17 protein-coding genes and 1 tRNA gene are annotated in these 19,389 nt (G+C 65.6%); 16 read left to right on the top strand and 2 right to left on the bottom strand.

Annotation, left to right across the window (positions count from 1 at the left end; translation table 11 throughout):
* Positions 1-270 precede the first annotated feature (270 nt).
* Positions 271-345: transfer RNA gene (locus QMZ16_RS08905), tRNA-Gly, on the bottom strand.
* 239 nt (positions 346-584) lie between these two features.
* Positions 585-3,437 carry an excinuclease ABC subunit UvrA gene (uvrA, locus tag QMZ16_RS08900; protein ID WP_282602967.1) on the bottom strand — a complete coding sequence of 951 codons (2,853 nt, stop codon included), beginning with the start codon at positions 3,435-3,437 and terminating at the stop codon, positions 585-587.
* Between the two features lie 229 nt (positions 3,438-3,666).
* Here uvrA and QMZ16_RS08895 point away from each other — a divergent pair, with 229 nt between their 5' ends.
* From QMZ16_RS08895 to QMZ16_RS08820, 16 genes are all read left to right on the top strand, one after another.
* Positions 3,667-7,101 carry a pyruvate carboxylase gene (locus tag QMZ16_RS08895; RefSeq protein WP_282602966.1) on the top strand — a complete coding sequence of 1,145 codons (3,435 nt, stop codon included), beginning with the start codon at positions 3,667-3,669 and terminating at the stop codon, positions 7,099-7,101.
* Positions 7,102-7,303: 202 nt separating this feature from the next.
* Positions 7,304-7,669, top strand: a complete 366-nt coding sequence (locus QMZ16_RS08890) for an NADH-quinone oxidoreductase subunit A (RefSeq protein ID WP_022706490.1) — start codon at positions 7,304-7,306, stop codon at positions 7,667-7,669.
* Positions 7,660-8,193 (top strand): NADH-quinone oxidoreductase subunit B, encoded by a 534-nt coding sequence (locus tag QMZ16_RS08885; RefSeq protein WP_022706489.1) that lies wholly within the window; start codon positions 7,660-7,662, stop codon positions 8,191-8,193. Before QMZ16_RS08890 ends, QMZ16_RS08885 begins: the two co-directional genes overlap by 10 nt.
* Positions 8,194-8,195: 2 nt before the next feature.
* Positions 8,196-8,816: an NADH-quinone oxidoreductase subunit C gene (locus QMZ16_RS08880; protein WP_022706488.1), complete on the top strand. Its 621-nt coding sequence runs from the start codon at positions 8,196-8,198 to the stop codon at positions 8,814-8,816.
* Positions 8,817-8,860: 44 nt separating this feature from the next.
* Positions 8,861-10,102, top strand: coding sequence for an NADH-quinone oxidoreductase subunit D (locus QMZ16_RS08875; protein ID WP_282602965.1), 1,242 nt, complete (start codon positions 8,861-8,863; stop codon positions 10,100-10,102).
* Complete coding sequence (locus tag QMZ16_RS08870; protein WP_282602964.1) at positions 10,102-11,328, top strand: NADH-quinone oxidoreductase subunit E; 1,227 nt, start codon at positions 10,102-10,104, stop codon at positions 11,326-11,328. Before QMZ16_RS08875 ends, QMZ16_RS08870 begins: the two co-directional genes overlap by 1 nt.
* Before the next feature lie 31 nt (positions 11,329-11,359).
* Positions 11,360-11,956, top strand: coding sequence for a hypothetical protein (locus tag QMZ16_RS08865; RefSeq protein ID WP_282602963.1), 597 nt, complete (start codon positions 11,360-11,362; stop codon positions 11,954-11,956).
* Complete coding sequence (locus tag QMZ16_RS08860) at positions 11,953-12,165, top strand: DUF5337 domain-containing protein (protein WP_022706484.1); 213 nt, start codon at positions 11,953-11,955, stop codon at positions 12,163-12,165. Before QMZ16_RS08865 ends, QMZ16_RS08860 begins: the two co-directional genes overlap by 4 nt.
* Positions 12,166-12,193: 28 nt before the next feature.
* Positions 12,194-13,489: an NADH-quinone oxidoreductase subunit NuoF gene (nuoF, locus tag QMZ16_RS08855; protein WP_282602962.1), complete on the top strand. Its 1,296-nt coding sequence runs from the start codon at positions 12,194-12,196 to the stop codon at positions 13,487-13,489.
* A 128-nt stretch (positions 13,490-13,617) separates the two neighbouring features.
* A complete protein-coding gene (locus QMZ16_RS08850; protein WP_282602961.1) occupies positions 13,618-14,025 on the top strand; it encodes a DUF5333 domain-containing protein in 408 nt (135 codons plus the stop codon).
* A 10-nt stretch (positions 14,026-14,035) separates the two neighbouring features.
* On the top strand, positions 14,036-16,057 hold the full coding sequence (nuoG, locus tag QMZ16_RS08845) for an NADH-quinone oxidoreductase subunit NuoG (protein WP_282602960.1): 2,022 nt from the start codon (positions 14,036-14,038) through the stop codon (positions 16,055-16,057).
* A gap of 4 nt (positions 16,058-16,061) precedes the next feature.
* Entirely contained in the window at positions 16,062-16,814 is a 753-nt protein-coding gene (locus QMZ16_RS08840) for a hypothetical protein (protein ID WP_282602959.1), read from the top strand.
* An 18-nt stretch (positions 16,815-16,832) separates the two neighbouring features.
* Positions 16,833-17,864 carry an NADH-quinone oxidoreductase subunit NuoH gene (nuoH, locus tag QMZ16_RS08835; RefSeq protein ID WP_282602958.1) on the top strand — a complete coding sequence of 344 codons (1,032 nt, stop codon included), beginning with the start codon at positions 16,833-16,835 and terminating at the stop codon, positions 17,862-17,864.
* Between the two features lie 3 nt (positions 17,865-17,867).
* Complete coding sequence (nuoI, locus tag QMZ16_RS08830; protein WP_022706478.1) at positions 17,868-18,359, top strand: NADH-quinone oxidoreductase subunit NuoI; 492 nt, start codon at positions 17,868-17,870, stop codon at positions 18,357-18,359.
* Positions 18,356-18,769: a carboxymuconolactone decarboxylase family protein gene (locus QMZ16_RS08825; protein WP_022706477.1), complete on the top strand. Its 414-nt coding sequence runs from the start codon at positions 18,356-18,358 to the stop codon at positions 18,767-18,769. The genes nuoI and QMZ16_RS08825 overlap by 4 nt, the downstream gene beginning before the upstream one ends.
* On the top strand, positions 18,766-19,365 hold the full coding sequence (locus tag QMZ16_RS08820) for an NADH-quinone oxidoreductase subunit J (protein WP_022706476.1): 600 nt from the start codon (positions 18,766-18,768) through the stop codon (positions 19,363-19,365). The genes QMZ16_RS08825 and QMZ16_RS08820 overlap by 4 nt, the downstream gene beginning before the upstream one ends.
* The last annotated feature ends 24 nt before the right edge of the window (positions 19,366-19,389 follow it).

Genomic DNA, 19,389 nt, shown 5'->3' with positions numbered 1-19,389 from the left:
GCAGAAGCTTGACACTGTCAAGGCGTGCTGACATTTTAGGCATGCGTGGCCAGCTGCCGCAGCTTCCGATCGGCCCTTCACGATCGTCGGAATGCCGGTACCCCCTGGCGGGCGGCCCGTATGCGGCCTTGGTATTGGATTTCATTCGTCCTGCTTTCCCTCGTACTTGCCAAGGCCGCTTCTGCGGCTCTTCGTGGTAAAACGGCTTGTCTGGAAAAGGTCTGGATCAAATACAAAAGGCCGAGCACATGGCCCGGCCTTTTTGTTTTTTGGAGCGGGCGAGGCGATTCGAACGCCCGACCCTAACCTTGGCAAGGTTATGCTCTACCCCTGAGCTACGCCCGCTCCGTTCCGTCTGCGATCCGTTTCCGTCTCCGGTGACCGTCTCGCCTTCGGTGAGTGGGGATTTACGGAACTGAGCCGGGGGCCGCAAGAGGAAAAATGCACCTTCGGGTCGATTTTTCGGAGATTTCTTGTAAGTCATTGAAATTGCTTGATCGGAAAATGCGACTTTTCGCATGCCCGACAGCTTCCCGTGGGGCCGGAACAGAATCGCCGCCCCGAAGGGCGGCGATCATGGGGGTCTATTCGGCGGCGCGGATGCGCGCGGTCTCCAGCATGGGCTTCAGATAGCGGCCCGTATGGCTGGCCTCGACCTCGGACACGTCCTCGGGGGTGCCGATGGCGACCATCGTCCCGCCGCCATCCCCGCCCTCGGGGCCGATATCCAGAAGCCAGTCGGCGGTCTTGATCACATCGAGGTTGTGTTCGATCACCACCACGGTGTTCCCCTGGTCCACCAGTTCGTGCAGCACCTCCAGAAGCTTGCGCACATCCTCGAAATGCAGGCCGGTCGTCGGCTCGTCCAGGATGTACAGCGTCTTGCCCGTCGATCTGCGCGCCAGCTCCTTGGACAGCTTCACGCGCTGCGCCTCGCCGCCCGACAGGGTCGTCGCCTGCTGCCCCACCTTGATATAGCCGAGGCCGACCTGCATCAGCGCGTCCATCTTCTCGCGGATCGAGGGGACGGCGCTGAAGAACTGCTGCGCATCCTCGACCGTCATGTCCAGCACATCCGCGATGGACTTGCCCTTGAAGGTCACCTCCAGCGTCTCGCGGTTGTAGCGGGCACCCTTGCAGGTCTCGCATTCGACATAGACGTCGGGCAGGAAGTGCATCTCGATCTTGATGACGCCGTCGCCCTGGCACGCCTCGCAGCGGCCGCCCTTGACGTTGAAGCTGAAGCGGCCCGGCTTGTAGCCGCGCGCCTTGGCCTCGGGCAGGCCCGCGAACCATTCGCGGATGGGGGTGAAGGCCCCGGTATAGGTCGCGGGATTCGATCGCGGCGTGCGGCCGATCGGGCGCTGGTCGATGTCGATGACCTTGTCCAGATGCTCCAGCCCCTTGATCTGCTCGCAGGGGGCGGGGGTCTGGCGCGCGCCGTTCAGGCGCAGGCTGGCGGTCTTGAACAGCGTCTCGATGGTCAGGGTGGACTTGCCCCCGCCCGACACGCCGGTCACGCAGACGAACTTGCCGAGCGGGAAATCCGCGCTGACCTTCTTGAGGTTGTTGCCCGTCGCGCCGATCACGCTGATCTTCTTGCCGTTCCCCTTGCGGCGGGTCTGAGGCACGGCGATCTCGCGTTGGCCGGACAGGTACTGCCCCGTCAGGCTGCCCGCATCGGCGGCGATCTGGTCGGGCGTGCCCTGGCTGACGACCGTGCCGCCATGCACCCCGGCGCCGGGGCCGATGTCGAAGACGTAATCGGCATGCCGGATCGCATCCTCGTCATGTTCCACCACCAGGACCGAGTTGCCCTGGTCGCGCAGCCCCTTCAGCGTGCCCAGCAGGCGGTCGTTGTCACGCTGGTGCAGACCGATGGACGGTTCGTCGAGCACATAGAGAACCCCCGTCAGCCCGCTGCCGATCTGGCTGGCCAGCCGGATGCGCTGGCTCTCGCCGCCCGAAAGCGTGCCCGCCGCGCGCGAGAGGGTAAGGTAATCCAGACCCACGTTGACGAGAAAGCCGAGCCTCTCGCGGATCTCCTTGAGGATGGCGGTCGCGATCTCGTTCTTCTGGCGCGACAGGTGGTTCGGGGCGTCCTCGACCCAGGCCAGCGCCTCCTTGATCGACAGCTCGACCACGTGGCCGATATGGCTGCCCGCGATCTTCACGGCCAGCGCCTCGGGTTTCAGGCGATAGCCGTTGCAGGCGCCGCAGGGGCGGTTGTTCTGGTATCGCTCGAATTCCTCGCGGACCCAGGCGCTGTCGGATTCGCGCAGGCGGCGCTCCATGTTCGGGACCACGCCCTCGAAGACGCGGCTGATCTCGTAGATGCGGCCCGCATCGTCGAAGCGGAACTTGATCTCCTCTCCGCCGGAACCGCGCATGAACAGGTCGCGCACCTCCTGCGGCAGGTCGCGCCATGCGGTCTTCTTGTCGAAACCGTAATGCTTGGCCAGCGCGTTCACGGTCTGCGTCAGATAGGCCGATTTCGACTTGGCCCAGGGCGCGATGGCCCCCTTGGCGATGGACAGCGTGGGGTCCGGCACGATCAGTCGCTCGTCGAAGAACAGCTCGACCCCCAGGCCGTCGCAGACCGGACACGCACCGAAGGGCGCGTTGAACGAGAAAAGCCGCGGCTCGATCTCGGGAATGGTGAAGCCGCTGACAGGGCAGGCGAAGTTCTCGCTGAAGGTGATGCGCTCGGGCTCGTCCGTGGCGGTTTCCAGAACGGCGATGCCGTCGGCAAGGTCCAGCGCGGTGCGGAAGCTGTCGGCCAGACGCGTCTCCAGCCCCTCGCGGACGACGATGCGGTCCACGACCACGTCGATGTTCTGGCGGAACTTCTTGTCCAGGGTGGGCGGCTCGTCCAGCTCGTGGAACTCGCCATTGACCTTGACGCGCTGGAAGCCCTGTTTGCGCAGCTCCAAGAATTCCTTGCGGTATTCGCCCTTGCGGTCGCGCACGATGGGCGCCAGCAGATAGGCGCGCGTGCCCTCGGGCATGGCCATGACCTGATCGACCATGTCCTGCACCTGCTGCGCCTCGATCGGCAGGCCGGTCGCGGGACTGTAGGGCGTGCCCGACCGCGCGAACAGCAGGCGCAGGTAATCGTAGATCTCGGTCACGGTGCCCACGGTCGAACGCGGGTTCTTGGACGTGGTCTTCTGCTCGATGCTGATGGCGGGCGACAGGCCGCTGATATGGTCCACGTCGGGCTTGCCCATCATGTCGAGGAACTGCCGCGCATAGGCCGACAGGCTTTCGACGTAACGTCGCTGCCCCTCGGCATAGATCGTGTCGAAGGCCAGCGAGGACTTGCCCGATCCCGACAGGCCGGTGATCACCACCAGCTGGTCGCGCGGGATGTCCAGGTCGACACCCTTGAGATTGTGTTCGCGCGCACCGCGCACCGATATGAACTTCTGTTCCATTGATACCCCCGGTGGCCCAAGCGCATGAGATAGGCAAAGCGTTCCGAAACGCAAGCTCGGGTGCGAACATTCAGCGAACGAAAAGGTTTCTGCACCTGCGGCATTGTGTCTGCCGCATCGCGGCGCAATAGTCGTGCGCGAGGAAGGGTGCGCGTGAAATGTTATCGCTCGCACTTGCGCGACTGGCGGTCACCGCTAGGATGCGGAAATTCGAGGAAGGGGGCTTGGTATGTTCAACAAGATTCTGGTTGCCAACCGGGGCGAGATCGCGATCCGCGTGATGCGCGCCGCGAACGAGCTGGGCAAGCGAACGGTCGCGGTCTATGCCGAGGAGGACAAGCTGGGCCTCCATCGCTTCAAGGCCGACGAGGCATACCGGATCGGCGAGGGGCTGGGCCCGGTCGCCGCATACCTGTCCATCCCCGAGATCATCCGCGTGGCGAAGGAAAGCGGCGCCGACGCGATCCATCCGGGCTATGGCCTGCTGTCGGAAAACCCCGAATTCGTCGATGCCTGCGCGGCTGCCGGCATCACCTTCATCGGCCCCCGCGCCGAGACGATGCGCGCGCTTGGCGACAAGGCCAGCGCGCGGCGCGTCGCCATCAAGGCGGGCGTGCCCGTCATCCCCGCGACCGAGGTCCTGGGCGACGATTTCGACGCCATCAAGGCCGAGGCCGCCGAGATCGGCTATCCGCTGATGCTGAAGGCCAGCTGGGGTGGCGGCGGTCGCGGCATGCGCCCGATCAACGGCCCCGAGGAGTTGGTTGAGAAGGTCCGCGAGGGCCGCCGCGAGGCCGAGGCCGCCTTTGGCAATGGCGAGGGTTACCTGGAGAAGATGATCCTGCGTGCCCGCCATGTCGAGGTTCAGCTGCTGGGCGACACGCATGGGGGCCTGTATCACCTGTTCGAGCGTGACTGCACCGTGCAGCGCCGCAACCAGAAGGTCGTCGAACGCGCACCCGCGCCCTATCTGACCGAGGAACAGCGGGCCGAGGTCTGCGGCCTTGCGCTGAAGATCGGGCAGGCGGTCGGCTATGAATGCGCCGGCACGGTCGAATTCCTGATGGATATGGACAGCGGCCAGTTCTACTTCATCGAGGTGAACCCGCGCGTGCAGGTCGAACATACCGTCACCGAAGAGGTGACCGGCATCGACATCGTGCAGTCCCAGATCCGCATCATGGAGGGCGAGACCTTGGCCCAGGCCACGGGTCATTCCAGCCAGGACCAGATCACCCTGTCGGGTCACGCGCTGCAATGCCGCGTCACGACCGAGGATCCGCAGAACAACTTCATCCCCGATTACGGCCGCATCACCGCCTATCGCAGCGCGACGGGCATGGGCATCCGTCTGGACGGCGGCACGGCCTATTCGGGCGGCGTCATCACGCGCTTCTACGATTCGCTGCTGGTCAAGGTGACGGCCTGGGCGCAGACGCCGGACCAGGCGATCAAGCGCATGGACCGCGCCCTGCGCGAGTTCCGCGTGCGCGGCGTTTCCACGAATATCGACTTCGTCATCAACCTGCTGAAGCATCCGACCTTCCTGGACGATACCTATACGACGAAGTTCATCGACACGACAGACGACCTGTTCGACTTCAAGAAGCGTCAGGACCGGGCGACCAAGATCCTGACCTACCTGGCCGATATCAGCGTGAACGGTCACCCCGAAACCGCGGGGAGGGCGCTGCCACCCGCGCAGGCCCGCCCGCCGGTTCCGCCACTGCCGAAGGCCGCCCCCGCGCAGGGCACCCGCCAGATGCTCGAATCGCAGGGCGCGCAGGCCGTGGCCGACTGGATGGCCGCGCAGAAGCAGCTGCTGATCACCGACACCACCATGCGTGACGGGCACCAGTCGCTGCTGGCCACCCGCATGCGGTCGATCGACATGATCCGCGTGGCGCCCAGCTATGCCGCGAACCTGCCGCAGCTGTTCAGCGTGGAATGCTGGGGGGGCGCGACATTCGACGTGGCCTATCGCTTCCTGCAGGAATGTCCTTGGCAGCGCCTGCGCGACATCCGCGAGAAGATGCCGAACCTGATGACGCAGATGCTGCTGCGGGCCTCGAACGGGGTGGGCTATACCAACTATCCCGACAACGTGGTGCAGTTCTTCGTGCGTCAGGCCGCAGAGACCGGCGTGGACGTGTTCCGCGTCTTCGACAGCCTGAACTGGGTCGAGAACATGCGCGTCGCGATGGATGCGGTGATCGACAGCGGCAAGATCTGCGAAGGCACCGTCTGCTATACCGGCAACATGCTGGACCCCGACCGGGCGAAATACGACCTGAAATACTATGTCGGGATGGCGCAGCAGCTGAAGGATGCCGGCGCGCATGTGCTGGGCCTGAAGGACATGGCGGGCCTGCTGAAGCCCGCCGCCGCCCGCACCCTGATCAAGACGCTGAAGGAAGAGGTCGGCCTGCCGATCCACTTCCACACCCACGACACCAGCGGCATGGGCGGCGCGACGATCCTTGCGGCCGCCGATGCGGGCGTGGATGCGGTCGATTGCGCGATGGACGCGCTGTCGGGCAATACCAGCCAGCCGACCATGGGGTCCGTGGTCGAGGCCCTTGCCCAGACCGACCGCGACACGGGCCTGGACATCGAGGCCATCCGCGGCATCAGCAATTACTGGGAACGCGTCCGCGAAAGCTATGCAGCCTTCGAATCGGGCCTGCAATCGCCCGCCTCCGAGGTCTATCTGCACGAGATGCCGGGCGGGCAGTTCACCAACCTCAAGGCGCAGGCGCGCTCGATGGGGCTGGAGGATCGCTGGCACGAGGTCGCGCAGTCCTATGCCGATGTGAACCGCATGTTCGGCGACATCGTGAAGGTCACGCCGTCCTCGAAGGTGGTGGGCGACATGGCGCTGATGATGGTGGCGCAGGGCATGACGCCCGAGCAGGTCGTCGATCCGTCGGTCGATGTCAGCTTCCCCGACAGCGTCGTGGACATGATGCGCGGCAATCTGGGCCAACCCCCCGGCGGCTGGCCCGAGGCGCTGCAGAAGAAGATCCTCAAGGGCGAGACCCCGATCACCGACCGCCCCGGCGCCCATCTGGAGCCGGTGGACCTCGAGGCCGTGCGCGCCAAGCTGTCCGCCGAACTGGGCGACATCGAGATCGACGACGAGGATCTGAACGGCTACCTCATGTATCCCAAGGTCTTCACCGACTACATGCAGCGCCACGAGACCTATGGCCCGGTGCGCACCCTGCCGACGCGCAGCTTCTTCTACGGGATGGAGCCGGGGCAGGAGATCAGCGTCGAGATCGACCCCGGCAAGACGCTGGAGGTCCGCCTGCTGACCATCGGCGAGACGGACGACAAGGGCGAGGTGAAGGTCTTCTTCGAGCTGAACGGCCAGCCGCGCCAGGTCCGCATCCCGAACCGCAAGGCGGGCGGCGGCAGCGCCGCGCGGCCCAAGGCGGATCCGTCGAATGACGGCCATGTCGGTGCGCCCATGCCGGGCGTGGTCGCCTCGGTCGCCGTGACGCAAGGTCAGACCGTCGCGCAGGGCGACCTGATCCTGACGATCGAGGCCATGAAGATGGAGACCGGCATCCACGCCGACCAGGACGGAACCGTAAAGGCCATCCACGTCACGCCAGGCGCACAGATCGACGCCAAGGATCTGCTGGTCGAAATCGAATGATCGGATGGGCGCACCCCGCGCGGGGTGCGCCTGCACGAACTGCAGGCAGCCTTCGCCCACCTGGGAAAAATGCTTCGATAGGCCGCAGCCCAAGCCCGAAACCGAGCGTTGACCCTCGGACGCCGTAGGTCTACATCGCAACCAGCCAACCCGTCGCGGGGACAGCCACAGGTGTTTCCGCGACCCGAAAGGGGATCAGCTCGTGGATAACCTTCTGCAGGACTATCTTCCAATTCTCGTCTTTGCGGGCATGGCCTCGGCGCTGGCCCTGATCCTGCTGCTGTCCGCGATCGTCATCGCGGTGCGCAATCCCGACCCCGAGAAGGTCAGCGCCTACGAATGCGGCTTCAACGCCTTCGACGATGCGCGGATGAAGTTCGACGTGCGATTCTATCTCGTGTCGATCCTGTTCATCATCTTCGACCTCGAGGTCGCGTTCCTGTTCCCCTGGGCGGTCAGCTTCCAGTGGATCAGCACCACGGCATTCTGGTCCATGATGGTGTTCCTGGGCGTGCTGACGGCGGGCTTTGCCTATGAATGGAAGAAGGGGGCGCTGGAATGGGCGTGATGACCGGAGCGAATACCGCCGGGGCCGATCGCGAGCACGCGACCCGCGCGCTGAACTCGGAACTGCAGGACAAGGGCTTCCTGCTGACCACGACCGAGGACATCATCAACTGGGCGCGCAACGGCAGCCTGCACTGGATGACCTTCGGCCTGGCCTGCTGCGCCGTCGAGATGATGCAGACCTCGATGCCGCGCTATGACCTCGAACGCTTCGGGACCGCGCCGCGCGCATCCCCGCGCCAGTCCGACCTGATGATCGTCGCGGGCACGCTGACCAACAAGATGGCCCCCGCGCTGCGCAAGGTCTATGACCAGATGCCGGAACCGCGTTACGTCATCAGCATGGGCAGCTGCGCGAATGGCGGCGGCTACTATCACTACAGCTATTCCGTGGTGCGCGGCTGCGATCGCGTGGTGCCCGTGGACATCTATGTCCCCGGCTGCCCGCCGACCGCCGAGGCGCTTCTGTATGGCATCCTGCAACTTCAGCGCCGCATCCGGCGCACCGGCACGCTGGTGAGGTAACGATGGCCGTCTATCCCGACATCGACGCGCTGGAACAGCTGGCCGAACATATCGCGCTGCGCCGCCCCAACGCGGTGGCAAGCACGCAGGTCGAACATGATGAGCTGACCGTGACCGCCACGGCGGCGGGCATCATCGACCTGATCGACTTCCTGCGCTCGGACAGCTCGTGCCGCTTCTCGACGCTGGTCGACATCACGGCGGTGGACTGGCCGCAGCGCGCGCAGCGCTTCGACGTGGTCTATCACCTGCTGTCGATGTACCAGAACCAGCGCATCCGCGTGAAGGTCGCCATGCGAGAGGACGAGATGCTGCCGACCCTGTGCGGCGTCTTCCCCTCGGCCAACTGGTTCGAGCGCGAGATCTTCGACATGTTCGGCATCCTGTTCACCGGGCATCCCGACCTGCGCCGCCTGCTGACGGATTACGGCTTCGACGGGCATCCGCTGCGCAAGGATTTCCCGACCACCGGCTATGTCGAGGTCCGCTATGACGAGGCCGAGAAGCGGGTGATCTACGAACCCGTCAAGCTGACGCAGGAATACCGTCAGTTCGACTTCCTCTCGCCCTGGGAAGGGGCCGAATACGTCCTGCCGGGCGACGAGAAGGAAGGCGCGAAATGACCGGGGCCAAGCACGCGGCCCGCATCGGGCAGGAGGGTTGAGAGATGATGGATGGCGATATCCGCAACAACCAGTACGATGACGGCAGCCAGGACCGCCTGACCGGCGAGCAGCGCATCCGCAACTTCAACATCAACTTCGGTCCCCAGCACCCGGCGGCGCATGGCGTGCTGCGCATGGTCCTGGAACTGGACGGCGAGGTCGTGGAACGCGCCGACCCGCATATCGGCCTGCTGCATCGCGGCACCGAGAAGCTGATGGAGAGCCGGACCTACCTGCAGAACCTGCCCTATTTCGACCGGCTGGACTATGTCTCGCCCATGAACCAGGAGCATGCCTGGTGCCTGGCGATCGAGCGTCTGACCGGGACCGTCGTTCCGCGCCGCGCCAGCCTGATCCGCGTCCTCTATTGCGAGATCGGCCGCATCCTGAACCACCTCTTGGGCCTGACGACCGGTGCGCTGGACATCGGCGCGCTGACGCCGCCGCTCTGGGGGTTCGAGGCCCGCGAAGAGCTGATGATCTTCTATGAACGCGCCTGCGGGGCGCGTCTGCACGCGGCCTATTTCCGTCCCGGCGGCGTCCACCAGGACCTGCCGCCCGACCTGCTGGACGATATCGAGGCCTGGTGCGAGCGTTTCCCGAAGCTGCTGGACGATCTGGACACGCTGCTGACCGAGAACCGCATCTTCAAGCAGCGCCTTGTCGGCATCGGCGTCGTCAGCGAACAGGACGCGCTGGACTGGGGCTTCTCGGGCGTCATGGTGCGCGGATCGGGCATGGCCTGGGACCTGCGCCGCGCGCAGCCCTACGAATGCTATGACGAATTCGACTTCAAGATCCCGGTCGGCACCAGCGGCGACTGCTATGACCGCTTCCTCTGCCGGATGCAGGAGATGCGCGAGTCGACCGGCATCATGAAGCAGGCCATCGAGAAGCTGCGCGCCGAGCCTGCGGGCGACGTGCTGGCCCGTGGCAAGCTGACCCCGCCCCGTCGCGGCGACATGAAGCGCGACATGGAAAGCCTGATCCACCACTTCAAGCTGTACACCGAGGGCTTCAAGGTTCCGGCGGGCGAGGTCTATGCCGCGGTCGAGGCCCCCAAGGGCGAATTCGGCGTCTATCTCGTCAGCGACGGGACCAACAAACCCTATCGCGCGAAGCTGCGCGCGCCGGGCTTCCTTCACCTGCAGGCGATGGACTGGATGTCGCGGGGCCACCTGCTGGCCGACGTTCCCGCCCTGATCGCCACGCAGGACATCGTTTTCGGAGAGGTTGACCGCTGATGCTGCGCCGCCTTCACCCCGTCCAGCCGGACAGTTTCGAATTCACGCCCGCCAACCTGGAATGGGCGCGCGCGCAGATGACCAAGTACCCCGAGGGTCGCCAGCAATCGGCGATCATCCCGGTCCTGTGGCGTGCGCAGGAACAGGAAGGCTGGCTGTCGCGCCCGGCGATCGAATACTGCGCCGAGCTTCTGGGCATGGCCTATATCCGGGCGCTGGAAGTCGCGACATTCTACTTCATGTTCCAGCTGCAACCCGTTGGAACCGTTGCGAACATCCAGATCTGCGGCACCACCAGCTGCATGATCTGCGGGGCAGAGGACCTGATCGAGGTCTGCAAGCGCCGCATCGCCGCGACCCCGCACACGCCTTCGGCCGATGGCAAGTTCAGCTGGGAAGAGGTCGAGTGCCTCGGCGCCTGCGCGAACGCGCCGATGGCCCAGATCGGCAAGGATTACTACGAGGACCTGACGCCCGAGATCCTCGAGAAGCTGATCGACCGCATGTCCGCGGGCGAGGTTCCGGTGCCCGGTTCGCAGCAGGGCCGCTTCGCATCCGAGCCGGCCTCGGGCGCGACCAGCCTGACCGACACTGCGGGCGGGTCGTCCAGCAACGCCAGCGTGTCGCTTGCGACCGACCTGGGCGAGACGCTGAAGCGCATCGACGGGACCGAGGTTCCGATCCTCACGAAATGGCTGCGCCGCGAACGTCCCGAACCCGCGATCGACCAGCAGGAAGGCGTGGACGAGACGCCCGATGACGAACCGCGTCCCGCCGCCGGCAAGCCTGCCGACGAAACCGGCGTGACCGAGCAGGAGGCCGAGGCCGCCAGCGCCGCGCGTCCGCGTTCCGACCGCGAACCCGAAGGCTCGCGCGATGCCGAGGCCCGCGGGGACGACGTGGCCCCTGACGCGACCGCCGACGCGGGCCGCCGTCCCGAGGGGCTCGATGCCCCGAGGGAAGGCACTTCGGACGATCTCAAGATGATCCGCGGCATCGGGCCCAAGCTCGAACAGATGCTGAACGGCATGGGCTTTTGGCATTTCGACCAGATCGCCGCATGGGGCGAGGAAGAGCTTGCCTGGATCGATGCCAATCTGGAAGGGTTCAAGGGCCGGGCCTCGCGCGACGAATGGGTCGCGCAGGCGAAGATCCTGGCCTCGGGCGGCGAGACCGAATTCGCAAGCCGCGCGGGCAAGGATGGCCGGTATGACGAAGAGGAGTGAGCCGACACTCGCCTGAGCAGGGGATCTGGGAATGAACGCGACGGATTGCACCAGGAAATGCTGGATCACCGGGGGCATCATCGGCCTTCTGGTCTGGATCTGCGTGTCGGGCATCGGCTCGATGCGCTGGTTCGAGGGGCTTTTCCTCGGTCTCGTCGCAGCGGCCCTGATGGGGGCGATCCTGGTCTGGCTGATCTGCAGCGGTCACCCCGCGCAGGACGGTTCGGACTGGAACCCCGCCCCGTCGCGTCCCGCGCCCAGGGAACCTGAGGCGATGGTCGCGGCGGATCCCGTTGCTCCCGAACCCGTCGCGCCCGGCGCGTCCGAGGCGCCGCGCGGGGCGGAACGGAACGACATCTATTCCGCCACGGCGGCCCAGCCCGACGATCTGAAGCTGATCCGCGGCGTCGGCCCCAAGCTGGAAGAGATGCTGCACGAACATGGCGTCACCCGCTTCGCCCAGGTCGCGGAATGGGACGACGCCGAGATGGATCGCTTTGCCGAGATCATCGGCCGCATGGGCGGACGGATCCGCAGCGACGACTGGGTCGGCCAGGCGCAGGTGCTGGCCCGGGGCGAGGAAACGGAATTTTCGAAGCGCGTCGAGGAAGGCAGTGACCACGGATGACGACCAGGCAGGAACAGGACGCCGCCCAGATGCGGCTGGTGGGTGCGGTGATCGCGCTGACCATGCTGTCCTGGCTGCTGGTCCAGTGGCTCGGCGCGCGCTACGACTGGCAGGCCCGTTGGGCCTTCCTGGCGGATCTGGCCGCCATCGGTGCATTTGTCTGGTCGCTGATCGTGACCTGGCGCGTCTGGCGTCGCCGCAACGCGTGACGCTTGGATAAGAGGATCGGATAACGAGATGCTGAAGGACCAGGATCGCATTTTCACCAACCTTTACGGGATGGGTGACCGCAGCCTGAACGGCGCGAAGAAGCGTGGCCATTGGGATGGCACCGCCGAGATCATCGGCCGCGGCCGCGACAAGATCGTCGAGCAGATGAAGGCGTCCGGTCTTCGCGGGCGGGGCGGCGCAGGCTTTCCGACGGGTCTGAAATGGTCCTTCATGCCGAAGGAATCGGACGGGCGTCCGGCCTATCTGGTGATCAATGCCGACGAATCCGAACCCGCGACCTGCAAGGACCGCGAGATCATGCGTCATGATCCGCACACCCTGATCGAGGGTGCGCTGATCGCCAGCTTCGCGATGAACGCGCATGCCTGCTACATCTATATCCGCGGCGAATACATCCGCGAGAAGGAGGCCCTGCAGGCCGCCATCGACGAATGCTACGATTCGGGCCTACTGGGCGCGAACGCCGCCGGTTCGGGCTGGGATTTCGACCTGTACCTGCATCACGGGGCAGGGGCCTATATCTGCGGCGAGGAAACGGCGCTGCTGGAAAGCCTGGAAGGCAAGAAGGGCATGCCGCGCATGAAGCCGCCCTTCCCGGCGGGGGCGGGTCTCTATGGCTGCCCGACGACGGTGAACAACGTCGAATCCATCGCGGTCGTGCCCACGATCCTGCGTCGCGGTCCGGAATGGTTCGCGGGCTTCGGGCGTCCGAACAATGCGGGCGTCAAGCTGTTCGGCCTGACCGGGCACCTCAACACCCCCTGCGTGGTCGAGGAGACCATGTCGATCAGCATGAAGGAGCTGATCGAGAAGCATGGCGGCGGCATCCGTGGCGGCTGGAAGAACCTCAAGGCGGTGATCCCCGGCGGCGCGTCCTGCCCGATCCTGACGGCCGAGCAGTGCGAGGACGCGATCATGGATTACGACGGGATGCGCGACCTGCGGTCCAGCTTCGGGACCGCCTGCATGATCGTGATGGATCAGCAGACCGACGTCATCAAGGCGGTCTGGCGCCTGTCCAAGTTCTTCAAGCACGAGAGCTGCGGCCAGTGCACGCCCTGCCGCGAGGGCACCGGCTGGATGATGCGCGTCATGGAACGCCTGGTCACCGGCGAGGCCGAGGTCGAGGAGATCGACATGCTGTTCGACGTGACCAAGCAGGTGGAAGGCCACACGATCTGCGCGCTTGGCGATGCGGCGGCATGGCCGATCCAGGGCCTGATCCGCAATTTCCGCGAGGAGATCGAGGATCGTATCAAGGCCAAGCGCACGGGCCGCATGGGCGCGATGGCGGCGGAATGATCGCACGAACCGTCATATCGGCCAGGATGCCAATGGCGTGGCCTCACGCCGGGGTGAGCGGGTGTGACACCACCAAACGGCCTTCGGGTGGTTATGTCCATGGACATGCCACCACGAAGGAGAAGACCATGACCACCATCCGCACGATGCTTGCAGCCCTGTCGATCAGCCTTGCCGCCGGTCCCGCCCTTGCGCAGGAACCGCTGAGCCAGGAGGCCTATGTAAACGACCGCCTGAAGCAGGCGCGCGTGGCCGACCTCGTGCGCCGCGGCTGCGGCAGCATCGACGCGCGGCTGATCCGGGCCTTCAACGAGGCCCGCAAGCTGAAGCGTTATGCGCTGGACAAGGGCTATACCGAAGAGCAGATCGAAGCCTTCCTCGACAGCGATGCCGACCGGGATCGGATCTATCGCGACGCCGACCGCTACATGCGCGAGAACGGCGTCGAGAACGGGAACGAGGAAAGCTTCTGCCGCCTCGGGCGGAACGAAATCGCACGGCAGACGGTCGCGGGATCGCTGCTCAGCGCCAGGTAAGGATTGAAACATGGCCGAATTGCGGACAATCAAGATCGACGGCAAGGAAATCGACGTCGATCCCAACCTGACCCTCATCCAGGCATGCGAGCAGGCCGGGATCGAGATTCCGCGCTTCTGCTATCATGAACGCCTGTCGATCGCGGGCAATTGCCGCATGTGCCTGGTCGAGGTCGTGGGCGGTCCGCCCAAGCCCGCGGCCAGCTGCGCCATGCAGATCAAGGACCTGCGGCCGGGGCCCGAAGGTGCCCCGTCCGAGATCCGCACCAACAGCCCGATGGTCAAGAAGGCCCGCGAGGGCGTGATGGAATTCCTGCTGATCAACCATCCGCTGGATTGCCCGATCTGCGACCAGGGCGGCGAATGCGACCTGCAGGATCAGGCAATGGCCTATGGCGTCGATTTCAGCCGCTATCGCGAGCCCAAGCGCGCCGCCGAGGAGCTGAACCTCGGGCCGCTGGTCGAAACGCACATGACCCGCTGCATCAGCTGCACCCGCTGCGTGCGCTTCACCACCGAGGTCGCGGGCATCAGCCAGATGGGCCAGACCGGCCGCGGCGAGGACAGCGAGATCACCAGCTATCTCAACGAGACGCTGGCCTCGAACCTGCAGGGCAACATCATCGACCTGTGCCCGGTGGGCGCGCTGGTCAGCAAGCCCTATGCCTTCACCGCCCGTCCGTGGGAGCTGACCAAGACCGAGACCATCGACGTGATGGACGCGCTTGGCAGCAGCATCCGCGTGGACACCAAGGGCCGCGAGGTCATGCGCATCATGCCGCGCAACCATGACGGCGTGAACGAGGAATGGATCAGCGACAAGACCCGCTTCGTCTGGGACGGCCTGCGTCGTCAGCGCCTGGACAAGCCCTATATCCGCGAGAACGGCAAGCTGCGTCCGGCCACCTGGCCCGAGGCGCTGACCGCCGCGACCCGCGCGATGTCGGGTCGCAAGGTCGCGGGCCTTGTGGGCGACCTGGTCCCGGTCGAGGCCGCCTACAGCCTGAAGACCCTGATCGAGAGCATGGGCGGCAAGGTCGAATGCCGCACCGACAATGCCCGTCTGCCCATCGGCAATCGCGGCGCCTATGTCGGCGATGCCACGATCGAGGATATCGACAGCGCGCAGTTCATCCAGCTGATCGGCACCAATCCCCGCGAAGAGGCCCCCGTCCTGAACGCCCGCCTGCGCAAGGCCTGGGCGCGCGGCGCACAGATCGGGCTGGTGGGCGAGGCGGTCGATCTGACCTATGACTATGCCCATGTCGGAACGGATCGCGCCGCGCTGGCCGGTCTGGCGGATCGCGAGATCGGCGATGAGACGCGCGAGGCGCCGTCGCTGGTGATCGTGGGGCAGGGCGCCATCCGCGAGGCCGATGGCGAGGCCGTGCTGGCCCATGCGATCAAGCTGGCCGAGAACAGCAACTCGAAGCTGCTGATCCTGCACGGGGCCGCGTCGCGCGTCGGCGCGATGGATGTCGGTGCCGTGACCGAGGGCGGTCTGGCTGCCGCCATCGACGGGGCCGAGGTGATCTACAATCTGGGGGCCGACGAGGTCGAGATCGACGCGGGGGCCTTCGTGATCTATCAGGGCAGCCACGGCGATCGCGGGGCGCATCGCGCCGACCTGATCCTGCCCGCCGCCTGCTATACCGAGGAAAACGGCCTGTTCGTGAACACCGAGGGCCGCCCGCAGCTGGCGATGCGCGCGAATTTCGCGCCGGGCGAGGCCAAGGAGAACTGGGCCATCCTGCGCGCGCTGTCCGCTGAACTGGGCCAGCGCCTGCCCTGGGACAGCCTTGCGCAGCTGCGCGCGCGGCTGATCGCGGAGGTGCCGCATCTGAAGCAGATCGACCAGGTCTCGCAGAACGACCGGCAGCCGCTGGAGCTGCGCGACATGGGCAAGGCCGCCTTTGTGAACCCGGTCAAGGACTTCTACCTGACGAACCCGGTCGCGCGGTCCTCGCCGCTGATGGCCGAGCTGTCGCGCATGGCCGCGGCACGCCGCACCCAACCGATCGCGGCGGAGTGATCCGATGGTCCGGTTGCCCATCCTGAAGACCCTGGCGATGGCGGCGATCCTGACGCTGGCCGCCTGCGGCGATGCCGAGGATGACGCGCGCCCCAAGGCCAAGCCGGCCGAGATGCAGGCCCGCATCGCCAGCCCCGGCACCAAGGTGGGCGAGGCCCCGCTGAGCCTTGCGCGGGTCTCGACGAAATCGGGAGAGATCCTGATCCTCGAACCCGACGGGACGGTGACCGAGATGGACCTGGACACCCCCGCGGGCCGCGATGCCTTCGCGGTGACCGAGGCCGACCTTGCGGCGCTGAACGCGAACCTGGACCTGGATCTGGGCGGCCTGGTGGCAGCCACCGCCCCGCCCGAGAAGACCGCGCAGGAAAAGGCGCTGGAGGAGTTCGCCGCCCGCACGCAGCCCGCCCTGCCGGTGCTGCGCGAGGATGCCGAGATCGCGCCCGGGATGTTCATTGCGGCCAAGGTCGACGCCCTGGGCGACGCGAACGGCCTGGTCGAGGTGACCGCCAACCTGCAGCAGGGGGTGGACGCAGATATCGCCTTCTCGTATGCCACCTGCGCATTGGCCGGCTGGGCACGCGAGAACGGGGCCGCCTATGGGCGGCACATCCGCACGCTGCAGGCGGAACGCAACGGAAAACTGCTGATCGGATCGGCCTTCACGATGTCGCAGGACAAGCCCCTGGGCCTGCGCGTGATGGAAACGGAACAGACCCTGCGCGATTGCAGGGCACGCGGCATCCCGGTCGCGTGATAATAAGGGACGGGCATCATGGCTGAATTCTGGGCATCTTCCTGGGGCATCGCGATCATCCTGCTGGCGCAGGGTCTGGCCGTCATCGCCTTCGTGATGCTGTCGCTGATCTACCTGGTCTATGGCGACCGCAAGATCTGGGCCGCCGTGCAGATGCGGCGCGGCCCGAACGTGGTCGGCCCCTGGGGCCTGCTGCAGACCTTTGCCGACGCGCTGAAATTCGTCGTCAAGGAAGTGGTGATCCCGGCAGGTTCGGACAAGTTCGTGTTCTTCCTGGCGCCATTCCTGTCGATGACGCTGGCGCTTCTGGCCTTCGTCGCGATCCCCTTCGCGCCGGGCTGGGTGATGGCCGACATCAACGTGGGCATCCTGTTCATCTTCGCGGTCTCCTCGCTCGAGGTGTATGGCGTGATCATGGGCGGCTGGGCCTCGAACTCGAAATACCCGTTCCTCGGCTCGCTCCGGTCCGCGGCGCAGATGATCTCCTACGAGGTCAGCCTTGGCCTGATCATCATCGGGGTGATCATCTCGACCGGGTCGATGAACCTGACGGCCATCGTCGAAGCGCAGCGCGGGGCGGGCCTGCTGTCGTGGTACTGGCTGCCGCACCTGCCGATGGTCGTGCTGTTCTTCGTCAGCGCCCTGGCCGAAACCAATCGCCCGCCCTTCGACCTTCCCGAGGCCGAATCCGAACTGGTCGCGGGCTTCATGGTCGAATATTCCTCGACGCCCTACCTGCTGTTCATGGCGGGCGAATACATCGCCATGTGGCTGATGTGCGCGCTGATCACGCTGCTGTTCTTCGGCGGCTGGCTGTCGCCCATTCCCGGCATTCCCGACGGGGCGCTGTGGATGTTCCTGAAGATGGTCTTCTGGTTCTTCATGTTCGCCATGGTGAAGGCCATCGTGCCGCGCTACCGCTACGACCAGCTGATGCGGATCGGCTGGAAGGTGTTCCTGCCGCTGTCGCTGGCATGGGTCGTGATCGTGGCATTCCTTGCCAAATTCGAAGTCCTGGGCACCTTCTGGGCCCGTTGGGCAGGAGTCTGACAGATGGCATTCGACGTCGTTCGCGCCACCAAGTATTTCCTGATGGTGGATTTCATCAAGGGCTTCGGCCTGGGCCTGCGCTACTTCTTCGCGCCCAAGCCGACGCTGAACTATCCCCATGAGAAGGGCCCGCTGTCGCCCCGCTTCCGCGGCGAACACGCGCTGCGCCGCTATCCCAACGGCGAGGAACGCTGCATCGCCTGCAAGCTGTGCGAGGCGATCTGCCCCGCGCAGGCCATCACCATCGATGCCGAACCGCGCGAGGATGGCAGCCGCCGCACGACGCGCTACGACATCGACATGACCAAGTGCATCTATTGCGGGTTCTGCCAGGAGGCCTGCCCCGTCGATGCCATCGTCGAGGGGCCGAATTTCGAGTTCGCCACGGAAACGCGCGAGGAGCTGTTCTACGACAAGGACAAGCTTCTGGACAACGGCGCCCGTTGGGAAGCCGAGATCGCGCGCAACCTTGCCATGGATGCGCCCTACCGATGACCGATGCGTTCCAGCAGATGTTCCAGCAGATGCTTGCCCAGGGGCAGGAAATGGCGCGGGCCTTCAATCCCGCGCTGGAGCATTTCGACATGCGCGCCTACGAGAAGATGTTCCCGACCATGCCGGCCGACATGCTGGAGATGTGGTTCGGCAAGACCTTCAACCGCGACGGCCTGGACGCAAGGACGCGCCTGCTGATCACCATCGCGGCCATGACCGTGCAGGGCGCCCATGCCGAGCCGCAGCTGCGCATGACCATCCGCCACGCCATCGAGGCCGGGGCCACCCCGCGCGAGGTGGCCGAGACGATCTATCAGATGGGGGTGTTCGGCGGCATCCCCGCGATGCAGAAGGCGCTGGAGATTGCCCAGGCCGTCTTCACCGAATCCGAGGGGACCGATCAGTCATGACTTTTGCCTTCTACCTGTTCGCGATCTCCGTCTGCACGGCGGGCTTCATGGTCGTGCTGGCACGCAACCCGGTCCATTCGGTGCTGTGGCTGATCCTGGCGTTCCTGTCGGCGGCGGGGCTGTTCGTCCTGCTGCAGGCGGAATTCGTCGCCATGCTGCTGGTTATCGTCTATGTGGGCGCGGTCGCGGTCCTGTTCCTGTTCGTCGTGATGATGCTGGATGTCGATTTCGCCCAGCTCAAGGGCGAGCTGGCGCAGTACCTGCCGCTGGCGGGGCTGATCGCCGTCGTTCTGCTGGCGCAGCTGGGCATCGCCTTCGGGGCATGGGAAACCGCCGACGGCGCGCAGGCGCTGCGGGCCGTCCCGGTCGAGGGGCAGCAGCTGAACACCAACGCCATCGGGCTGGTGATGTACGACCGCTACATGCTGCCGTTCCAGCTGGCGGGGCTGATCCTGCTGGTCGCCATGATCGGGGCCATCACGCTGACCATGCGCCACCGCCGCGACATCAAGCGGCAGGACGTGATCCAGCAGATGCACCGCGACCCGGCCAAGGCGATGCAGCTTCGCGACGTGAAGCCGGGACAGGGCTTGTGATCCGCGTGCGCGCGGACCTGAAAT

It is taken from the genome of Paracoccus sp. PARArs4, from assembly GCF_947311865.1.
GTDB classification, from domain to species: domain Bacteria; phylum Pseudomonadota; class Alphaproteobacteria; order Rhodobacterales; family Rhodobacteraceae; genus Paracoccus; species Paracoccus zeaxanthinifaciens.
This window is presented reverse-complemented; position numbering and strand designations above follow the sequence as displayed.